The sequence below is a fragment of the Microbacterium tumbae genome (genome assembly GCF_054780175.1).
This window is the reverse complement of sequence record NZ_BAAGWV010000001.1, coordinates 1229292-1248779: the sequence shown is the minus strand read 5'-3', so window position 1 is coordinate 1248779 and position 19488 is coordinate 1229292. Positions and strand designations below refer to the sequence as shown.

18 protein-coding genes are annotated in these 19488 nt (G+C 69.2%); 3 read left to right on the top strand and 15 right to left on the bottom strand.

The genetic code is table 11. The annotated features are described in order from the left end of the window. Positions 1–130 precede the first annotated feature (130 nt). Complete coding sequence (locus ACYVGQ_RS05785; RefSeq protein ID WP_460783599.1) at positions 131–985, bottom strand: fumarylacetoacetate hydrolase family protein; 855 nt, start codon at positions 983–985, stop codon at positions 131–133. A gap of 16 nt (positions 986–1001) precedes the next feature. Beyond that, on the bottom strand, positions 1002–1976 hold the full coding sequence (locus ACYVGQ_RS05780) for a C-terminal binding protein (protein WP_460783598.1): 975 nt from the start codon (positions 1974–1976) through the stop codon (positions 1002–1004). 67 nt (positions 1977–2043) lie between these two features. Here ACYVGQ_RS05780 and ACYVGQ_RS05775 point away from each other — a divergent pair, with 67 nt between their 5' ends. Both ACYVGQ_RS05775 and ACYVGQ_RS05770 read left to right on the top strand, forming a co-directional pair. Further along, the gene (locus ACYVGQ_RS05775) at positions 2044–2793 is read left to right on the top strand and encodes an SDR family NAD(P)-dependent oxidoreductase (protein ID WP_460783597.1); all 750 of its coding nucleotides are present in this window, start codon (positions 2044–2046) and stop codon (positions 2791–2793) included. After that, positions 2786–3124 carry a nuclear transport factor 2 family protein gene (locus tag ACYVGQ_RS05770; RefSeq protein ID WP_460783596.1) on the top strand — a complete coding sequence of 113 codons (339 nt, stop codon included), beginning with the start codon at positions 2786–2788 and terminating at the stop codon, positions 3122–3124. Before ACYVGQ_RS05775 ends, ACYVGQ_RS05770 begins: the two co-directional genes overlap by 8 nt. 19 nt (positions 3125–3143) lie before the next feature. On the opposite strand, the gene ACYVGQ_RS05765 is transcribed toward ACYVGQ_RS05770, so the two are convergent. The 8 genes from ACYVGQ_RS05765 to ACYVGQ_RS05730 are packed head-to-tail and all read right to left on the bottom strand — an operon-like array spanning position 3144 to position 12328. Then, entirely contained in the window at positions 3144–3944 is an 801-nt protein-coding gene (locus ACYVGQ_RS05765; RefSeq protein ID WP_460783595.1) for an SDR family NAD(P)-dependent oxidoreductase, read from the bottom strand. After that, positions 3941–5023: an enolase C-terminal domain-like protein gene (locus tag ACYVGQ_RS05760; RefSeq protein ID WP_460783594.1), complete on the bottom strand. Its 1083-nt coding sequence runs from the start codon at positions 5021–5023 to the stop codon at positions 3941–3943. Before ACYVGQ_RS05760 ends, ACYVGQ_RS05765 begins: the two co-directional genes overlap by 4 nt. Continuing rightward, on the bottom strand, positions 5020–5784 hold the full coding sequence (locus ACYVGQ_RS05755; RefSeq protein WP_460783593.1) for an SDR family NAD(P)-dependent oxidoreductase: 765 nt from the start codon (positions 5782–5784) through the stop codon (positions 5020–5022). Before ACYVGQ_RS05755 ends, ACYVGQ_RS05760 begins: the two co-directional genes overlap by 4 nt. Continuing rightward, positions 5781–7202 (bottom strand): hypothetical protein, encoded by a 1422-nt coding sequence (locus tag ACYVGQ_RS05750; RefSeq protein WP_460783592.1) that lies wholly within the window; start codon positions 7200–7202, stop codon positions 5781–5783. Before ACYVGQ_RS05750 ends, ACYVGQ_RS05755 begins: the two co-directional genes overlap by 4 nt. A gap of 40 nt (positions 7203–7242) precedes the next feature. Further along, a complete protein-coding gene (locus ACYVGQ_RS05745; RefSeq protein ID WP_460783591.1) occupies positions 7243–9021 on the bottom strand; it encodes an ABC transporter ATP-binding protein in 1779 nt (592 codons plus the stop codon). Then, entirely contained in the window at positions 9018–9869 is an 852-nt protein-coding gene (locus ACYVGQ_RS05740; protein ID WP_460783590.1) for an ABC transporter permease, read from the bottom strand. The genes ACYVGQ_RS05745 and ACYVGQ_RS05740 overlap by 4 nt, the downstream gene beginning before the upstream one ends. Continuing rightward, entirely contained in the window at positions 9862–10824 is a 963-nt protein-coding gene (locus tag ACYVGQ_RS05735) for an ABC transporter permease (protein WP_460783589.1), read from the bottom strand. Before ACYVGQ_RS05735 ends, ACYVGQ_RS05740 begins: the two co-directional genes overlap by 8 nt. 1 nt (position 10825) lies before the next feature. Next, positions 10826–12328: an ABC transporter substrate-binding protein gene (locus ACYVGQ_RS05730; protein WP_460783588.1), complete on the bottom strand. Its 1503-nt coding sequence runs from the start codon at positions 12326–12328 to the stop codon at positions 10826–10828. Positions 12329–12562: 234 nt separating this feature from the next. On the opposite strand from ACYVGQ_RS05730, the gene ACYVGQ_RS05725 reads away from it, so the two are divergent. Further along, positions 12563–13237 carry a GntR family transcriptional regulator gene (locus ACYVGQ_RS05725; RefSeq protein WP_460783587.1) on the top strand — a complete coding sequence of 225 codons (675 nt, stop codon included), beginning with the start codon at positions 12563–12565 and terminating at the stop codon, positions 13235–13237. 54 nt (positions 13238–13291) lie between these two features. On the opposite strand, the gene ACYVGQ_RS05720 is transcribed toward ACYVGQ_RS05725, so the two are convergent. Genes ACYVGQ_RS05720 through ACYVGQ_RS05700 form a run of 5 tightly spaced genes read right to left on the bottom strand, consistent with a single transcriptional unit; the run spans position 13292 to position 19474 of the window. Beyond that, positions 13292–15421, bottom strand: coding sequence for a peptidase C14 (locus tag ACYVGQ_RS05720; RefSeq protein ID WP_460783586.1), 2130 nt, complete (start codon positions 15419–15421; stop codon positions 13292–13294). Continuing rightward, positions 15418–16377, bottom strand: coding sequence for a Gfo/Idh/MocA family oxidoreductase (locus tag ACYVGQ_RS05715; RefSeq protein ID WP_460783585.1), 960 nt, complete (start codon positions 16375–16377; stop codon positions 15418–15420). The genes ACYVGQ_RS05720 and ACYVGQ_RS05715 overlap by 4 nt, the downstream gene beginning before the upstream one ends. A gap of 3 nt (positions 16378–16380) precedes the next feature. Next, positions 16381–17379: an NAD(P)-dependent oxidoreductase gene (locus tag ACYVGQ_RS05710; protein WP_460783584.1), complete on the bottom strand. Its 999-nt coding sequence runs from the start codon at positions 17377–17379 to the stop codon at positions 16381–16383. Continuing rightward, positions 17376–18440 (bottom strand): dihydrodipicolinate synthase family protein, encoded by a 1065-nt coding sequence (locus tag ACYVGQ_RS05705; protein WP_460783583.1) that lies wholly within the window; start codon positions 18438–18440, stop codon positions 17376–17378. The genes ACYVGQ_RS05710 and ACYVGQ_RS05705 overlap by 4 nt, the downstream gene beginning before the upstream one ends. Continuing rightward, a complete protein-coding gene (locus ACYVGQ_RS05700) occupies positions 18440–19474 on the bottom strand; it encodes an NAD-dependent epimerase/dehydratase family protein (protein ID WP_460783581.1) in 1035 nt (344 codons plus the stop codon). The genes ACYVGQ_RS05705 and ACYVGQ_RS05700 overlap by 1 nt, the downstream gene beginning before the upstream one ends. Positions 19475–19488: the final 14 nt, after the last annotated feature.

The following is a 19488-nucleotide window of genomic DNA, read 5'->3' as shown; positions in this document are numbered from 1 at the left end:
CCTGCGGGCGCCGCGCTCGTCCGGAACACGGACGAGGTGACGGTTCACGGGAGGATCCGTCCGATTCGTCCGTGAACCATCACCGCATCCGTCGATCGCCGCGCACCGGCCCTCTCCAGAACCCGCCGTCTCAGACGACTGCGCGGCGCACCCGCTGCCGTTGCATGCCGAGTCCCTCGATCCCGAGGCGCAGTTCGTCGCCCTCCGCGAGGTATGGGAAGCGTCCGGACAGCGCCACCCCCTCCGGGGTCCCGGTGTTGACGACGTCCCCCGGCTCCAGCACCATGTACTGACTCAGCTGATGGACCAGCTCCAGGACGCCGAACACCATGTCGGCGGTGGACGAGTCCTGCCGCGCCTCGCCGTTCACCCAGGAGCGCAGGCGGAGTCGCTGCGGATCCACCTCGTCGGCCGGCACGAGAACAGGCCCGAGGGGATTGAAGGTCTCCGCGCACTTCCCCTTCGACCACTGGCCCCCGGAGACCTCGAGCTGGAAGGCCCGTTCCGAGACGTCGTTGGACACGGCGTATCCGGCGATCGCCGCGCGCGCCTCCTCGGGCGAGGCGAGGTAGCGCGCGCGGCGGCCGATCACCACGGCGAGCTCGACCTCCCAGTCGGACTTCTCGGCGCCGGGCGGCAGGAGCACATCGTCATCCGGTCCGACGACGGTGTTCGGATGCTTGAAGAAGATCACCGGCTGCTCGGGCGGCAGCGCCCCCGACTCGGCCGCATGGGCCGCGTAGTTCATCCCGACGCACACGACCGCCTGTGGGCGCGCGACAGGCGCTCCGATCCGGAGTCCATCGGTATCGGCCACCGAGAGAGTCCGCGCGGCCAGCTCCCGGCGAACACGGGCGATGCCGTCCTTCGCGAGGAAGTCGCCATCGATGTCCGTGGTGAGCGACGAGAGGTCGCGGACGACCCCCGCATCGTCGCGGACATAGGGGCGCTCATGGCCGAGCGCACCGAGTCTCATGAGTTCCATGGCTGCTCCTTCATGTTCAGCTGACGTCCTGATAGGCGGGATTCACGATCGGGACGCTCTCACCGGCAAGGTGACGGATGATGTTCTCGGCGGCGTGGACAGGCAGATCCTCCAGCGCCTCCGGCGAGAACCAGGCAGCGTGCGGGGTGAGCAGCACCTGTTCGAGCGCCCGCAACGGCGAACCGGCGGCGAGCGGCTCACCGTCGAAGACGTCCAGTGCCGCCGCGCCGAGGTGACCAGAGCGCAGCGATGCGGCGAGCGCCTCCTCGTCGATGAGCGGCCCGCGACAGGTGTTGACCACCACGGCGCCGTTCTTCATGGTCGCGAGAGCGTCCTCGTCGATCAGGTGCCTGGTCGCGTCGGTGAGGGGCACGTGCAGGGTGAGGATGTCGGCCTGCGCGATCGCGTCCGAGATCTCGGCGGGCTCGCAGCCCGCCGAGCGCACGGCTTCGGTCGGGGCATAGGGGTCGGCCACGACGACGCGGAATCCCAATGCGCGGCATCCACGAGCGACGAGGGAGCCGATCCTGCCGAACCCGACGACTCCGACCGTGGTCTTCGAAGGACGCACGGCCAGAGGACGCGCAGCCACGGCCCGCCATTCCCCTGCGCGGACGGCGCGGTCATAGGCGGGAAGTCCCCGCCCCTGCGCCATGATCATCGCGATCGTGTGCGCCGCGACCTCTTCTATGCAGTAGCTGGGAGTGTTGGCGACGGCGATGCCGCGCGCGGTCGCGGCATCCACATCGACCATGTCGTATCCGATGCCCACCCTGCTGATGATCTCGAGCGACGGCAGTCGATCCATGATCTCGCCCGTGATCGGCGCCCACTGCACGACCAGACCGCGGGCGTCGACGCCGGCGGCGACGATGTCGTCGAGCGATCCGGATGCCGCGCGCACGGCACGCAGGCCGGTAGAGCGCAGAGTGTCCTCGATGACGGTGCCAGGCAGGTCGCAGTCGCTGACGACGATGAGCGGAGAGGTCATGTTCATGATGCTATAGCAAATAGCATCAACACTCTCACTTCTGCCGAATTTGCTATAGCATCAACCCATGACCACTCGCCGCGCACTCGTCACCGGCGCGAGCTCGGGTATCGGCACCGCCGCTGCCCTGGAGCTCGCCGCCGAGGGGAACTCGCTCTGGATCACCTACACGGGACGTGCGGCGGAGGCCGCCCAGGTGGCGGAGCAGTGCCGCGCGGCCGGGTCGCCAGAGGTGGTCGTCTCCCGCCTCGACCTCCGCGACCCGGCATCCGTCGACGCGCTCGTCGCCGACATCGCCGTGCGCTGGGAATCGCTGCACGTCCTCGTGAACAACGGCGGCGTCTGCCCCTACACGCCGTACGACGAGATCGACATCGACGAGTGGGACGCCGTCATGGAGACCAACGCCAGGGGAACGTTCCTGCTCACGAGAGCATCCCTGCCCCTGCTGCGCGCCGCGGATGGCGACCGCTCGGTCGTGAACCTCTCCTCCATCGCCGGCCAGGTGGGCGCCCTGCAGACGGGGATGCACTACGCAGCCAGCAAGGGCGCGATCCTCGCGCTCACCCGCAGCTTCGCGCGGCACCTCGCCCCCGAGGGCATCCGCGTGAACGCCGTCACCCCCGGCCCCGTCGCCAGCGCGATCACCGATCAGCTGCAGGGCGAGAATCGCGCGAGGCTGGCCTCGTCCATCCCTCTCGGCGACTTCGGCCAGCCGGCGGACGTCGCCTGGATCATCGCCGCCCTGGCCTCCGATCGCGCCCGCTTCATCACCGGAGCCACCTACGACGTCAACGGAGGGGTTCGCATTGACTGAGCACCGCACCGCATCACAGACCGTGCAGGCGCAGCTCGACGCGTTCAACGCCCACGATCTCGACGCCTTCGTCGCCACCTACGCGGAGGATGCCGTGATCACCGGCGTCGCCGCAGACCCCGTCTCCGGCCGAGCCGCCATCCGCGCCTTCTACGAGCCGCGTCTGGCGAACCCTGAGCTGTCGTGCGAGATCGATGCACAGGTGCTCTTCGGAGCCCGCTGGGTGGTGGCTCATGAGCAGGTGATCAACGCCGGCGTCACGACCGAGACGATCGCGACCTTCGACGTCATCGACGGGCTCATCTCACGAGCGTCGATGCTCAAGGCCTGAGACGGGATGCGCTCCTCGCTCAACGGGGAGAAGGGCGTCCGAAGCGGGCGCGCAGCGCCGGATCGAGCGCGATATCGCCGAACGAGGCCGTCCACGCGCCGTCGACGGCGATCGACTGGCCGCTGAGGTACGGCGCCTCCTCCGAGAGCAGGAACGCCGCGACCGCTGCGACCTCCTCGGCCCTGGCGATGCGCCCCATGGGCGGCCCTTCGGCAAGGGCCCGCTCCGCCGCCTCCGGGTCGGGATCGCTCGCGATCTGAGCCTGCAGATGCGGTGTCATCACCCCGCCGGGCGCGACCGCGTTCGCGCGGATGCCGAGACCGCCGTAGGTCACGGCGACGCTGCGCGTCAGAGCGTCGATGCCGCCCTTGGTGAACTCGTAAGCGGCATGGTCGATGAAGCTGGCGCGACCGTGGATCGATCCCACGTTCACGATCGAGCCGGCGACGCCCTGGTCGATGAACGCGGTGACGGCCGCCGAGCTCCCCCACAGGTACCCGAACCCGTTGATCCCGACGATCTCTCGAACGAGATCCTCGTCGAGCTCGTGCAGCGGCGTGCGCTTCGTGATGCCGGCGTTGTTGACCCAGCCCGCCAGCGGCGCGAGGGCGATCGCCGCTGCCGCCGCCCGGTCGTGCGTGCCGCGCTGCGCGGTATCGCCCAGGACGACCTCGGCGCAGACGCCTTCCTCGACCGTTCCCGACCCAGGCGAGCGCTCGACGCCGACGACGCTCCACCCGTCCGCGGTCAGTCGTTGGGCGATCGCGCGGCCGATGCCCTTTCCGCTGCCGGTGACGACGACGCTTCTCGCTGCGTTCATGACATCGCTCCCTCGAAATCGAAGACGGACGGCGTGAATCCGAAGCCGAGCCCGGGTTCCGCCGGCGGACGTACCATCCCCTCGAAGCGCGGACCACCCGTCACGAGCGTCGGCGAGGGGTCATAGGGGTTGCCTCCTCGTGCGAAGGTCTCGACTCCGATGCCGAGATGCGCCGTGACCTCGGGATACACATGGCCCGAGACCGGCACGCCGTGTTCGGCCGCCCAGGCGATGAGCTCCCTGGCGGGGGTGACTCCGCCCACCGCGACGACGTCGAGGCGGAGCACGTCGACGGCCTCGCGCTCGACGAGCGCACGGAGCACGGCTGGATCGGTCACCTCGTCGCCGACGGAGAGCGCCAGCCCGGACTCGCGACGGATGCGGGCGCACCCCGCCACATCCTCTGGGAGCAGCGGATCCTCCAGCCATGCGAGTCGCGGATCACCCCACTGCGCGATCTCGGCGATCGCCTCGTCGGGGCTCCGCCAGCCGAAGCCGACGTCGACGACGAGGCCGGTCTCCGCGGGAAGCTCCGCATTCAGCAGCCCGAGGAGCTCGCGCATGTACACCGGATCCGGCAGGCGGGAGATCTTGACGTTCGTCCAGCCGTCCGCCTGCGCGAGGACCTCGTCGGCCACCTCCCGTGGCGGGCGGTCCGGCGTCGGATAGGCGGCGACGAGCATCGAGGGACGAGGGGCGTCCCCCGCTCCGAGCATCCGCCAGAGGGGGAGCTCTGCGCGCCGCGCCGCGATGTCCCACAGGGCGATGTCGACGAGGCCGATGGCGCGGCGCACGAGGCCGACCCTGCCGACGATGGCGCTGCCGCGCAGCATCCGGTCCCAGGCCGCAGCCGGATCGTCGGGATCCGCGCCGAGCGCATGGGGGGCGACGAGGCGCTCGACGAGCTCGGCCATCGGCGCCTCCCGCGACAGGCAGTAGGCACGGCCGGTCACGTCCTCGTCGTCGCGCACCTGCACGGCGCTGTACTCGCGGCGGACGACGGTCATGGCGCCCAGCCGGAGCGGCGCGGGCAGGGGGAGGACGGCAGTCGCCGTGCCGACGGAGGAGATCACGCTCATTCCGGCTTCTTCGCGAGCGGGATGCCGTAGTCGACCATGAACCCGCCGTCGACGTACAGCGTCTGACCGTTCATGTAGCCCGCTTCCTCGCCGACGAGGAAGCTCACCGCCGCACCGATCTCGCTCGCGTCGGCGAGCCGGCGAGCGGGGATGCGGTTCAGGATCGTGTCCAGATCGAGAGTGCCCTGCTCGATGCCCTGCCGGAACACCCCGGTGTCCACGTAGCCGGGGGCGACCGCGTTCACCCGGACACCTCTGGCCGCCCACTCCGCTCCAGCAGTCGCGGTGAGACCGATCACCGCCGCCTTCGTCGTCGCGTAGGGCGCCCGGCCGGCCGATCCGCGCGAGGAGACCGAGGAGATGTTCACGATGCGGCCCGCTCCCCGCGCCAGCATCCGCCGCCCGGCTGCCTGGAGGCAGAGGAAGACGCCGTGCAGGTTCACGTCCACGACCGCGGACCACTCGTCCCAGGTGAGGTCCTCGATGCCGCGGTGACGCTGGATGCCGGCGTTGTTCACGAGCACGTCGATGGGGCCGAGCTCGTCCTCCACCTCCGTGAACACGCGGTCGACGGCGAGCGGATCGGTCACGTCGAGCTCCCGCCAGAGGATGCCGGCGGGATTCTCGCCGGCGGTGAGCCCCGGCACGCGATCGGCCGCGACGACGCGGTGACCGTCCGCGACGAGCCGGCGTCCGATCTCCCATCCGATGCCGGCAGCGCCTCCGGTGATGACGGCGAGAGGTGCGGAGATGGTGGTCATTGCGAATCCTTCGGTTCTTGCGTGCGGTGTTCAGGGTCGAGAAGTGCGGCGACGAGCGCGACCGCATGCGCTTCGAGCAGTTCGAGCGCTCCGGGGGCCAGAGGCGTCTGCCAGGCCTGATAGGCACCCCGCTCGTAGGCCTCGCGAGTGGGCAGATAGACGAACCCCGGCCCATTGGTGAGGTTCATGACGACGATCGGCGTCTCCGGGAAGCGGGTGCGCAGCGTCCGCTGGAGCCGCGAGTATGCCTCGCCGGGGTGCCCGAGCACGATCGCGTCGCCGAGCCGCCACGCCCAGACCGGATGCCGGACCGTCTGGCCGTCGATGTAGTCCTCGCGAAGGTTGTGCGCGCGACCGAGACGCTCCTCACGCGAGCGCGGATCGATGTCGCGCCACTCGTCGGCCAGCTGCTCGATCGTGGGGAGATCGCGCAGCGGCAGCTCGACGCTCGCCGTGACGCCATCGATCAGAGCGCCGCCGCTTGCCGTCCTCGCCGCCCAGATCGCGAGCGGGGCACCGGATTCGACGACGCCGGTGAGCTCCACCTCCATCCCCGGCGCAGGGAGCGCATCGAGTGCGGCGAGGACGGCGTGTCCGAGCGAGCGCCCGTGCCGATCGGCGATCGTCACGTCACCGGTGTACTGCTCGCGAGGAGCGAGCTCGCCGGATGCGCCCTGCACGAAGAGGCACGGCGCACCCGTCGCCGCCTCGACGATCTCGCGCATCGCCCCGACGTAGTCGGGTGAAACCTCGCGGTGCTGCCAGGCGAGGGTCGTGGGGTGGCATGCGTAGTTCACCAGGGTGGCGATGACGGCTCCCGACGCGTCGGACACCCGCCCGATCAGGACGGTGTCGTCCGCTTCACCCTGCGGGTTGAACCCCACCAGGGCGCGGCCGTCGAGGTCGAGCTCGCGGTCGGCTGCGAGCGTGCAACGGCCGGACGTCCACTCGATGAGCCCGTCCGCCGCGGCATGGAGCGCCTCCCGGCCAGCCGCGATCCCGGCGTCGGCGAGGCTCGCCAGGTATCCCGGGATGAGCTCACCGCCGGCCAGGTGCGCGTCCGCGGCACAGAGGACCGCGCCCGCATGGGTGTGTGAGAGCGAGAGCATGACCTGGTCGGCATCGACCTCGAGCCCGGCGAGGATCGCCTCTCGGACCTCCCGTTCGTCTGCGACGCGTCGCCACCAGGTGCCGTCCACGGCGAGGAGCACGCGCGCTCGCCCGTCCTCCCCGATGAGCGCGAGCGCCGTCAGGGTGAAGGGACGATGGACGCCCTCGGAGCGCTCCCAGTCGGCCGGCCCCCAGTTCTTCGCCCTGATGCCGGTCGGCGGCGTGATGTCACGCCGCGCCACGCCGACCTGCAGCGCACTTCGCGGCACCCGGATGCGGTCGCCGACCGTGGTGCGGGATGTTGTCACGGTGTTCGTCCTCTCCTGCGGTCTCTGCATCCCATCATGATCATCCCCGCGCCGCGGCGCGCCGTCGCTCACGGCGGGTGGCCGAAGGGTGCCCACTCGCGACGTTCACCTCCTCGCGCGCCCACAGCGCGGCCGCCTCGGATCTCCGACGCCGCTCGGTCGCAGGGTCGGCGACCGGGATCGCCGCCATGAGGCTTCGCGTGTACTCGTGCTGCGGATCGGAGAAGAGCTCGTCCCGATGCCCCATCTCCACGATCCGCCCGCTCTGCATCACCGCGATCGTCGTCGCCATGTACCGGACCACCGAGAGATCGTGACTGATGAAGAGATAGGTCAGTCCGAGCGCCTGCTGCAGTTCACGCAACAGATTGAGCACCTGCGCCTGGATCGAGACGTCCAGTGCCGACACCGATTCGTCGAGCACCATGAACTCCGGCTCCAGCACGAGCGATCTGGCGATCGAGACGCGCTGGCATTGGCCACCGGACATCGAGCGCGGCAGACGGTCGATGAACCCCTCGTCCAGCCGTACCCGGTGCAACGCCTCACGCACCTTCGCGGACCTGGACGCCTTCGTGCCGATGCCATGCGCGAGCAATGGGGCCTCGATGATCTGTGCGACCGTCTGGCGCCGGTTGAGCGCCGAGAACGGATCCTGGAAGACCATCTGCATCCGACGGCGCAGCTTACGCAACGGCTCCGCCGCCATCTCATGCGGACGGTTGCCGTCGAAGTCCACCGTGCCCGCATCGATGCCGTCGAGAGCGAGAACCGCCTTGGAGACCGTCGATTTCCCGGACCCGGACTCGCCGACCAGGCCGAAGGTCTCTCCGCGACGAATCTGGAAGCTCACGTCGTCGACAGCGGTCACCACCCTGCCAGAGCCAAGGGTGAACCGCTTGCTGAGCCCCGAGACATCGACGAGCACCTCACCGGACCCCGGCAGCGGCTCGGCAGCGGAGACGGGTCCTGCGACTGCATCCGTCCCTCGCTCCAGCACTTCGGCCGCGGTGCGGATCGGACGGTCGACATCGATCGTGAGGTCGACGACGGCACCCAGCAGCGCCCGTGTGTACGGATGCTCCGGCGCAGAGTAGATCCGCTCGACCGGGCCCTCCTCGACGATCCGCCCGTGGCGCATGACGTGGATGCGTTCGCAGAACCCGGCCGCGACGCCGAGGTCATGCGTGATGAGGATCACGGCCGTCCCATGCTCCTCGGCGAGGCGGTCCAGCAGATCGATGACCCTGGACTGCGTCGTGACATCGAGTGCCGTCGTCGGCTCATCCGCGATCAGCACCCGAGGACGCGACGACATCGCCATCGCGATCATCACCCGCTGCCGCATGCCTCCGGAGAACTCGTGCGGATACTGGGCTAGGCGCTCCGCAGCCAGCGGGACGCCGACCTCGGAGAGCAGTTCGATCGCCCGCTCACTCGCTCTGGTCTTCGACATCGGCTCGTGGAGCCTGATCGCCTCGATGAGCTGCTGCCCGATCGTCCGCACGGGGTTGAGCGAGCTCATCGGGTCCTGATAGACCATCGCGATCTCTCCGCCGCGAACTCGCGTCATCTGACGGTTTGTCAGCCGCAGGAGATCACGATCTCCGAGTCGGACCTCGCCGCCGAGGCGCGCCGGGTCGCTGAGCCGCATGATCGACAGCGCCGTGAGCGACTTGCCGGATCCCGACTCGCCGACCAGACCGATGCGCTCGCCGGGACGCACGGTGAAGGAGACCCCCTTCACCGGAGTCGTCTCGCCGTAGCCCACGGTGAGGTCACGCACCTCGAGAACAGGCGCCTCCGTCGATCCGCTCATCGACGTCCTCCCTTCGGATCGGATCCGCCGAGCTGATCGGCGAGGACGTTGAGCAGCCAGATCGTGACGAGGATGAACAGCGCGGGGAACACGACGTAGCCGACCGACTGGTACATCCGTTGATATCCCTGCTGAACGAGCGTGCCCCAGGTGGCCTCCGGCGGTGCGATGCCGAGACCGACGAAGCTCATCGACGCCTCGAGCAGGATCGCGTTGGCCGCATTGATCGCGGCCTGGACGACGATCGGCCCTCGCGCATTGGGCAGTACCTCCGCGAAGATCAGCCGACCTCTGCGGGAGCCGAACGCCACGGCGGCGGTGAAGTAGTCCTCCTGCAGTTCGCTCAGCACCGAGGAGCGCACGAGGCGGGCCGTCGTCGGGGTCAGGAGAACGCCGATGATGAGCGCGAGCTTGACAGGATCGGCGCCGAACGCCGAGATGAACACGAGCGCGAACAGGATCTGCGGGATGGCCATGACCGTGTCGGCGAGACGCATCAGCAGCTCGTCGGTGAATCCGCGGACGAACGCGGCGGTCATTCCCCAGGCGATTCCGAGGATCATCGCGATGAGCGTCGCGCCTCCTGCGATGAACACGGTCAGCTGACCGCCGTACAGCACGCGGCTGAAGAGATCGCGGCCGAGCTCGTCCGTGCCGAATAGGTGGACGACCGAGACGCCGGCGAATCGATCGGACGACTGTGCCGCCGGGTCGAACGGCGAGATCACCGGGGCGAGAGCACAGGCGATCACGATGATCCCGAGGATGCAGACCGGGATCCACGTCGCGGGTCTCATCGTGATGTGGATCCGCTTGAGACGGACGGCGGTGACGGCGCGCTCAGCCACGGGAACCCCTCATCCGCAGACGCGGATCGAGGACCCCGTACAGCAGATCCACGATCAGCGTGGTCAGGATGAACAGGGCGGAGATCAGCAGGACGACCGACTGCAGCACCGCATAGTCGCGCTTGAAGACCGCGTCGATCGCCAGCGATCCGAGTCCGGGGACCCCGAAGACGTACTCGACGATCACCACACCGCCGAGCGTGTAGCCGACGATGAGCCCCAGCATGGTCAGACTCGGGATGAGGGCGTTGCGCAGCCCGTGCCCGACGACGACGCCGAACGCGGATTGCCCTTTGCCGCGTGCGGTCCGGATATACGGTGCGTCGAGCACTTCGATCATCGAGGCCCTCAGGAAGCGCATGAGCAGCGGTGCGGCGGCGAAGGCGAGAGTGAGTCCCGGCAGCAGCATCCGCAGCAGATTCTCCCCCGGATCCTCCTGGAAGGGCGTGAATCCTCGCGCCGGCAGGATCTGAAGCTGCACGGCGAACACCACGATCAGCAGGATGCCGATGAGGAACTGCGGCAGCGCCATCCCGGCGGTCGAGATCGCCGTGAGGATCCGGTCGACGATGCCGAGCGGGCGGAGCGAGGCGATCACGGCGGCGGGCGTCGCGATCAGGATGGCGAGCAGGATGCCGATGAGCGTGAGCTCCAGAGTCGCGGGCAGACGCTGGGCGATCAGCTCCGTGACCGAGTACTGATTGAAGTACGACTGGCCGAAGTCCCCGGTCACCACACCGCCGACCCAGCGAAGGTACTGCTCGATGACGGGGGCGTCGAGGCCGGCCTCCTCCCTCAGGCGCTGCAGCATGGCCTCATCGACGCCCGGGGTCGACCCGAGACGAGTGATGACGGGATCGCCTGGCAGGAGTCGCAGGATCACGAACACGAGGAGCGAGGTGGCGATGAGCATCGCGACGCTCATCGCCACCCGTTTGAGGACGTATCTGGTCACGTCAGCCCTTCAGCCGGGCCTGCTCCAGGTGCAGTTGCCCGCCGCCCTCGACCCAGACCCCATCGACCTTCGAGCTCGTCGCCGTCACGACGGTCGACTGCAGCGGTACGATCAGCGGCACCTCCCGATTGATGATCGTCTGCGCCTCCGCCCATTTCTCGGCGCGCGCGGTCTCGTCCGGCTCGGCGATCGCATCGCTGAAGGCCTGCTGGAAGTCCGGGTTGGACCAGTTGCACTCGCAGCGTCCCTCGAGATAGAAGTTCAGCGAGTACGCGGGCTCCGGCGGCGTGGACTGGAAGTTCGGAACGATGTATCCGGGGAACGACTTCCCTGCCGGATAGAACGAGTCGACCCAGGTTCCGACGTCGTTGTTGTCGATCACGAGATCGATCCCGATCTCCTTCAGGCTGGCCTGGAGGATCTCGCCGCTGGTGTTCCACTCCGGGTACTGACCGGCGACGCCCCACCAGGTCAGCGTGCTGCCCTGGGTCACTCCGGCCTCGGCGAACAGCTCCTTGGCCTTGTCGAGGTCGTAGGAGTAGTCGGTCAGATCGCCGCCATACCAGGGGTTGACCTCACCGAGCGGATTATTGGCCGGTGACGAGGTGCCCTGGCCGTAGTAGGCCGCCTCGAGAATCGCGTCGCGATCGATCGAATAGGCGAGTGCCTGTCGAGCCCGCACGTCGTCGAACGGCGGAGAGGTTGTGTCGACCTCCCACGACGGCCACTGGCTGGGATTGTCCGGCCGGACGAGCGCGATGTCCCCACTCCCCTCCAGCTGCCCAACATCGCCCTGCGGGACCGACCAGAGCACGTCGATGTCCCCGGACCGGAGTCCTGTCACAGCCGCCGTCGACTCGGCCGCCTTGACGATCCTGATCTCGTCGAGGGCCGGAGCATCCCCGAAGTACGACTCGTTCGGCACCAGGGTGAGGCTGTCGTCCGGGGTGAAGGACTCGACCACATAGGGTCCCGTACCGATCGGCTCCTTGTCGATCGTGTCCAACGAGCCGACGTCGAGCATCTTCACCCAGACGATTCCGGCCGGCAGCGTGGCCACGGGCTCCCCGAGGGTGATGACCACCGTGTCGTCGTCCGCTGCCGTCACTTCGGTGATCATGGAGATCTTGTTCTTCTCCTGCGTGGCGGTCGCGTCGTCCAGGTAGTAGTCGAAGGTGGCGACGACGTCCTCGGCCGCGAACGGGTCTCCATTGGAGAAGGTGACCCCTCCGCGCAACGTGAATGTCCAGGTCATCTGATCGTCCGACGCCTCCCAGCTCTCCGCGAGGTCTCCGACGATCTCGCCGGATTCGTCGGTCTTCGTCAAACCGTTCCACAGAAGCGGGAAGAGCGTCTCCTCCCAGGCGAACGTGCGGATCGCCGGGTTGAGCTGCGGGACGCCCTGGGCAGCGGCGACAGTGAGCGTGCCGCCCTCCTGAGCTTCGTCGCCGGAAGTGGCGGGACTTGCGCTGCATCCTGCGACCAGGAGGACTGAGGTGAGCAATGCTGCTCCTCCCAGCCAGACACGGCGACGCGACATGAGGGCTCCTCAATGGGTGTGATGCTTCGGGTGAGTACTTCGCTATAGCATGTAGCAAAACTCATGGCATGTCCAGTGTCGTTGAGGCACCGCCGGTTACGTTCTCATTACGCCTCTGCGCCGACAAGTTCCCTCATCGCCGGCGAATCTGCCATAGCATCGGTCAACGAGGTCGGCGAGCGCCGCCACGAGGAGGGGATGATGCGCAGCGTCTCGGATCAGAACATCGCCGAGCAAGTCACCAGCGAGTTGCGAACGGCCATCCACTCCGGCGAGCTCGCCCCCGGCGACCGATTGGTGGAACGCAAGATCGCCGGACAGCTCGGGGTGAGCCACATTCCCGTCCGAGAGGCACTGACGCGGCTGACGGAGGAAGGGCTGGTCGTCCGCGAACCGCGCAGGGGCGCACGCGTCGCAGAACTCACCGCGCGCGACCTCGAGGAGATCTCCAGCCTGCGAATCGTCCTCGAGCAGTTCATGGCGATCCGCGTGCAGGAACGCTGGAACGATGAGGCGGCCCAGCGGCTCGGCCTGATCATCACCGCGATGTCCCGAGCGAGGACCGGAGACATCGCGGAGGTGCTGAGACAGGATCGGCTCTTCCATGAGACCCTGGCCGAGTTGGCGGAGCATCGGGTCCTGAACGAGCTGAGCGCGCAGCTTCGCGGGCGGATCGCAGGCTTCCTGCACGCCGCCAACGCGGCTCTCGATCCCGCGGAGCAGGAGCAGCATGTCCAGAGCCACCAGCAGATCCTCGACGCGATCAGCAGCGGCGACCCGGAACGCGCGAAGCAGGTGATCGCCGAGCACGTCAGTACCGCCGTGGCCCGGATCCAGCCCGCCGGTCCACCCATCGCCGACGGGGGTCGATGAGGTGCGGCAGCGCACCTCATCGACCCCCGTCGGGCTGACACCGAGTCGTCGGGCTCAGACGACCACGTTCCCCGCGAGCACCACGTTGGCCGCCTCGTCGGGGACCGTACGCGACACAGAGGTCTCGACGTTCGCGGAGTGCAGCAGCGTCGAGTCCGAGCCGAACGCACCGGCCGCGAGCTCGATCGACCCGCCATCGAAACGGCATCCAACCGCGCGGTAGTGGTTCGCGCCGTTCGTCAGCGAGACGTGCGCGCCCTTGCCCGTGAAGGTGCTGTCGGCGAGGAGCACCGAGAGCTCCCCGTCCCCCGTGCGCGACACGGCCGCACCCTTCGCGGTGTCGACGACCGAGCCGCCGACGATCTCGACGGCCGTCCCCGATGCCGCAGCCACCCGCACGTCTGACAGCTCGGCCCCGTCGAAGCGCAGCCGGGCAGCGGAGGAGCCGAACGCGGCATCCCGTCCGCCACCGACGAGCCGTCCACCGCGGAAGACGACGCCTCCTGCGCCGCCGATCCTCATGCCGTTGACTCCGGACAAAGTCGTGTCCACGAAAGTCACCGGCTTCGTCACCGTCGCGTCGGTGAGATCACCCGCGGCGACGAAGGTGAACTCGGAGGCCTCGATCACGGTCGGCCGCTTCGAGGCGTCGGAGGCCTGCGTGATGACCAGCGTGTCCGTCGCGGAGCATCCGCGCAGCTGCGCGCCGTCGGCGTTGATCCACAGCATCCCCGAGCCTTCGAGCGACGGCTTGCCGATGACCTTGACGTCCTCGAGGGTCAGGTCGGTGATCTTCACCCTGGCGACGAACCACGAGCAGACGTGCTGGCGCACCGTGATGCGCTTGGCAGCGGACCCCCATGCCGCACCGGAGTTGGCGAAGGTCATGAGACCGGAGTTGCCGACGTACGTGAGGTCGTGCTCGTACTGGCCGTGCGTGACGAAGGGACCCTGATCATCCCCGTCGCCGTGGCAGTTCTCGACGAGGCAGTAGGAACTGGCCGTCCAATCGTTGAGGTGCCGTGCGTTCGAGGTGTGCGAGTTCGCGACATACCCGTACAGGCAGTAGATCTGCTGGGTCAGGTAGCCCGCGCCGCCGTAGGTGACCGACGTGGGGTTGGCCAGGCTGCAGGACTCCGTCGTGAAGTGCGTGTTCCAGCGACGCATGATGAGCGGCCAGAACGTCGCCCTCCCGTCGATGTGATCGACGTCGCAGCGCACCGCATACTCGAACGCCAGGGGATGCGAGCCGGTGTACTGATCGGTGCCCTTGCCACGGAAGCGCAGGTTCGACACCCGGATGTCCTGCACCGGCTCCACCCGCCGCCACGTGATCGAGCGCTCCTTCGCCAGCGGCCAGCCGTTCTGGTAGTTCACCCTGATGTGGCTGCCGTCGACGATCTGCGTGACCTGGACCAGACGCTGCAGCTCGCGTTCCCACCGACCCGAGAGCGCGCTGACCTCGGCCGCATACCAGGCGCCGACCGAGAAGAACGAGGAGTCACGGACCGGGAAGACGTCCGCGAGATCCGGGACGACCTCGCCGAGGGTCGCCTCGTGCACGTCTCCGGTGACTGTGCCGCGGAAGCACATCACCGCGGCGAAGGGATCGTCGGCCCCGGCGTCCTCGATGCCCTCGGTCGTCATGAGGTGGTTGCCGAAGTCGAAGACGATGTTCGATCGGTCGAAGACGTGCCTGCGGACGAAGTTGAGATCGGTGTGCGCCTCGATGCGGCGGATGCCGGCATCGGCCACCATCGCGTCGAGAGCGTCGTCCGCCGAGACCTCAGGCCCGAAGACCCCGAAAGCGCGGAAGTCGAGCGTCCCGGTGTGCACGCGCGCCCAGACGCCCTTCCTGCCTGCGACGACCGTGCCGCCGTTCACGTCCGGCTTGTGCTTCGCGATGAAGCGGAACAGCCCTCCGCCACCGTCACCGGCCGCGGCGTATCCGGCGACGGCGATGAGGTCGTTCGCCTTCGCGCTCTCCTTCGCCAGCTCCGCCACGGTCCCGATAGACCCGGCGTCGCGCGAGGCAGGGACCATCTGCGGCTGCGCGGCCTGGGCCGGGTTCGCGACGCCCACGGCCGCGATCCCGCCCAGCGCTGCAGCGCCGAAGCCCGCCAGCACCATCCGCCTGGTGCGCCCCTCACCCGTCTTGGAGGCGTCCTGCAGCATGTCCGTCATGTGTCCTCGCTTTCCTGCGGCTGAGCCGCGGTCGGGTGCGGGCAACGCCCGCATGGTTTCCCCAGGGTTCGAGAGCGCGCGGCCGCTGCGGCGCCGACGGCGTTGCGATAGACCGCGAGGGTCCGTGCGGGTTCGACGGGCGGCAAACCGCCTCGTGCGAGCACCGCCACGGCATCCGCTGCGCCGCCGTAGCCGAGCGCCTCCGCGTCATCGGCCAGGACGAGCTCACGGATGCCGTCGTCCGTCCAGGCCCTGGCCGCGTAGCGATCGGGGCCTCGGACGCCGGAGACCGTCACCGTAAGGGCCAGCTCTCCTATCCGGGCATGGACGACGCCGAAAACCTCGGATGCCGTGCCGGCATCCCCCCGCGTGCGCGACGCCGACAGGATCTCGGCTCCGACTCCGGGCAGGAGGACATCGACCATCTCCCACGCGTGCACACCGACATTGACGAGCGTCCCGCCGGCTCCGGCCGGATCGTCCTGCCACGAGCGCCCCGGCGCCAGGAACCCGGCGATGTCGTGCTGCACCAGCACGTCGAGCCCACGCAGCGGGACGCCTGCGACCTCCGCGGCGAACGCCCGGAGCGCCGGGGCGAAGCGCAGAACGGAGGAGGTGAAGAGCCGAGGATGCCCCACCGCCTCCCAGGCGGCGACACCGGCCGCATCGGCCGCCACCGTCTTGTTGAAGAACGCGGGGACACCCGCGTCGCGGCACGCGGCGGCGACCAAAGCCGCCCTGGAGGTGCGCACGGTCGCGACGACCGCATCCGCTCCCGCCGAGAGAAGATCGTGGAGTCGCGGCACGACGGACACGGCCAGGCGCCCTGCGAAGGCATCGCGCTGTGCTGGATCGTCCTCGTCCCACACGCCGATGAGCATCGCACCGCGTGCTCGGAGGTTCGCCGCGTCCGCGAAGGCGTGGGAGTGAGCGACACCGGCGAACGCGATCCTCATCGCTCAGCCCATGACCTCGAGCTGCTCGCGGTCGACCGTGTGCCGCAGCGGGTCGCCGGCGGCGAAGGCCGTGACCTCGTCGGCCACGATGCGGCCCTGACGGAGGCGCCCTTCCTTGGTCCCCGCTGCCCGATGCGGGGTGAGGAGCACGCCGCACACCGAACGGAACGGACTGCCGGCCGGCAGCGGCTCCTCGTCGAAGACGTCAACGGCAGCGGTGAGGCGGCCACGGGCGAGCTCCGCGAGCAGGGCGTCCTCATCGACGAGCCAGGACCGCGCGGTGTTCACGAGACCTGCGCCGTCCTGGATCAGGGCCAGCTCGCGCGCACCGAGCAGGTGGTGCGTCTCGGGCAGCGTCGGCGCGTGCAGGGCGACGACCGCGGCCGAGGCGAGGGCCTCGTCCAGCGGAAGGAGCTCTGCTCCGAGCGCCTCCGCCTCGGCAGCGGTCAGCGTGGGGTCGACGAGCACGGGCTCGGCGCCGAGCGCGCGGATCAGCCCGAGATAGGCCCGGCCGGTGCGGGAGGCGCCGATCACCGCGATCCGGGCGCCGAGGATCTCGTGCTGCGCCACCCCCCGGGTGTCCCAGCCGTCACCGGCACGCAGCGCATCGTGCATCCGGGGGATTCCGTGCAGCAGGGCGAGAGTGAACGCCAGCGACACCTCGGCCACCGAACGCGCCATCCCTGCACCGGCCTGAGTGACCAGCACACCGCGATCGAACAGCTCATCGGTCACGAAGGAGCGGATGCTCGCGCCGGTGTGCGCCACCAGCTCCAGGGCAGGCAGACGCGCGAGCAGCGCGGCGTCGAAAGGGGGCGCGCCCCAGCTCGTGACGAGCACGCGGATGCCGGAGGCATCCGGGATCTCGTTCAGATCGTCGTAGCGCGCGAAGCCGCCGCCCAACGCGGCGGCCGCCGCCGCCAGACGGTCGAGGTCCTCGGCCGAGAAGAACTCGGCCGAGAGCGCCTCGGGGACGACGGCGGCGATCGTCGGAGAGCTCATGCCAGCCACTGGTCGCGATGCTCGGCGATGAACGCATCGTCGTGTAGCTCGGGGTAGGCCCTGCGCACCCGCTCGATCTCCTCCGCCTGGCCCGGCGAGAGCCCCTCGGCGGGATCGAGGCACCAGACGCCCTCGAAGAGCCCCTGCTGGCGCAGCACCTCGTGGACCCCGGCGATCACGCCGTGGAAGGCGTTGCCCGGATCGAACACGGCCTGATTGACGTCGACCAAGTCGGCCGAGACGGCACCGAGCTCGCGGTAGGCCTGAACGTCGCCGGCCGCCGCGCGATGCGCTGTCGCGAGCATCCGCACCGCGGCCTGCGTGCCGACGGCCCACTGGCCGAGCAGCCCGCCCACGAAGCGCATGGTGCGCGTGCCCTGGGGCGTGTCGACGTGGAACTCGGCGAGCAGGTCGGAGACGATCGCGTCGTCGTTGCCGGTGTACAGCGCGATCTCGTCGGCCCTGCCCGACTCCGCCACACCCCGGACCAGCTCGAGGGTGCGATAGCGGTCGAACGGCGCGGACTTCACGGCGACGACGGAGGGGATCTGCGCGAACTCCCGCCAGAAGCCGCGCTCCAGCACCGGCCCGCCGATCGCCTCCTGGAGGTAGAAGCCGATGATCGGCAGCACCTCGCCGACCGCGCGTGCCCTGTCCAGCAGTTGGGCGTCGTCCGCACCGGGCACGCGCGGGCTCACCAGCACGGCGTCGTAGCCGAGGGAGCGGGCGAGCCCCGCCTCGGCCACGGCCTGCGCCGTGCCGCCCGAGACACCGGCGACGCGGACGAGCCGCTCATCCGCGCGCGCCTCGAGCTCCTCGGCCGCGAGCGCGAGGACCGGCTCGAAGAGGGCGTGCTCCGGATCGCGGATCTCGAACTGGGTGGTGTGCACGCCGACGGCGACTCCGCCGGCTCCCGCATCGATGTAATAGCGGGTCAGCGCGCGCTGGCGCCGCTCGTCGAGCCGCCGTTCGGCGGTGAGAGCGAGCGGATGCGCGGGGATCACGGCGCCGCGGGACAGCGTCTGCGCTGCGGCGGTGCGCAGCGCGGGCACGACGCCCATCAGAACCTCCCGTCCCGCACGGCCCACTTGGTGGGCTTGCCGATGAGCGGCAGTTCGTCGCGCAGCCACTGCGCTTGCCATGCGATGAGGGTCTCCGCCGACACGGAGGGGTATCCGAACAGCGCCATGCACCGGTGGGCGTCGCTGAGCAGCGCCGTCGGCTGCGGTTCCTCGACGAAGGTCACGTCCTTCTGCAGGAGTGCGCCGAAACGGCGGGCGATCGCCTCGACGCTCAGCAGCTCTGGACCGGTGAGATTGATCGTGAAGACATCGGAGGAGGCGTGCACGAGGCTGCGCAGCACGACCTCGTTGGCGTAGCCCTGCCAGATGACGTTGACGTTCGAGGTGGCGAGCGACACCGGCTCGCCCGCCTGCACGGACCGCCCGATGTCGGAGAGGACGCCGTAACGGAGATCGATCGCATAGTTGAGCCGGATGATCGACACCTTCGTGCCGCGCTCCTGCGCCCCGAACTCGAAGACGCGCTCGCGACCGAGACAGGACTGCGCGTACTCCCCGATCGGCGCCGGAGCGACCTCCTCGGTGGCGCCGCCGGAGGATGCAGGCACGAAGGGGTAGACGTTGCCCGTGGACAGCACCGCGATCGTGCTGTCGCGGTAGCGGCGCGCGACGCGGTCGGGCAGAGCGGCGTTGACCTCCCACGCCCACGAGGCGTTCGTGGCCGCGCCGAACTTCGCGCCGACCATGAACACCACGTTCGCCGCGTCGGGAAGGCTCGCGAGATCGTCGCTCTGGATGAGATCGAACGGGACGACCCGGACGCCCGCCGCTTCGAGGCGCGAGCGGATCGCCGCATCGCCGAACCGGGACACCGCGTAGACGGTGTCCCCGATGCGACCGGCGGCATCGAACGCGCGACGGGCGAGCATGGCCAGCGTCGGCCCCATCTTCCCGCCCGCCCCGAGGATCACGAGATCCCCTGACCCCTTCGCGAGGTCTTCGATCAGTCCGGCGCTCGGGGTGCCGAGCGCCTCCTCCAGTTCCGCCTCCGAGGCGAATCCCTGCTGTGTCACGTGGTCCTTCCCTT

Coding starts and splice junctions, on each gene's coding strand:
- ACYVGQ_RS05780 (WP_460783598.1), bottom strand. CDS start 1,976: ATGACCTCTCCGCTCATCGTCGTCAGCGACTGCGACCTGCCTGGCACC.
- ACYVGQ_RS05775 (WP_460783597.1), top strand. CDS start 2,044: ATGACCACTCGCCGCGCACTCGTCACCGGCGCGAGCTCGGGTATCGGC.
- ACYVGQ_RS05785 (WP_460783599.1), bottom strand. CDS start 985: ATGGAACTCATGAGACTCGGTGCGCTCGGCCATGAGCGCCCCTATGTC.
- ACYVGQ_RS05710 (WP_460783584.1), bottom strand. CDS start 17,379: ATGAGCTCTCCGACGATCGCCGCCGTCGTCCCCGAGGCGCTCTCGGCC.
- ACYVGQ_RS05725 (WP_460783587.1), top strand. CDS start 12,563: ATGATGCGCAGCGTCTCGGATCAGAACATCGCCGAGCAAGTCACCAGC.
- ACYVGQ_RS05755 (WP_460783593.1), bottom strand. CDS start 5,784: ATGACCACCATCTCCGCACCTCTCGCCGTCATCACCGGAGGCGCTGCC.
- ACYVGQ_RS05760 (WP_460783594.1), bottom strand. CDS start 5,023: ATGAGCGTGATCTCCTCCGTCGGCACGGCGACTGCCGTCCTCCCCCTG.
- ACYVGQ_RS05720 (WP_460783586.1), bottom strand. CDS start 15,421: ATGACGGACATGCTGCAGGACGCCTCCAAGACGGGTGAGGGGCGCACC.
- ACYVGQ_RS05745 (WP_460783591.1), bottom strand. CDS start 9,021: ATGAGCGGATCGACGGAGGCGCCTGTTCTCGAGGTGCGTGACCTCACC.
- ACYVGQ_RS05715 (WP_460783585.1), bottom strand. CDS start 16,377: ATGAGGATCGCGTTCGCCGGTGTCGCTCACTCCCACGCCTTCGCGGAC.
- ACYVGQ_RS05705 (WP_460783583.1), bottom strand. CDS start 18,440: ATGGGCGTCGTGCCCGCGCTGCGCACCGCCGCAGCGCAGACGCTGTCC.
- ACYVGQ_RS05765 (WP_460783595.1), bottom strand. CDS start 3,944: ATGAACGCAGCGAGAAGCGTCGTCGTCACCGGCAGCGGAAAGGGCATC.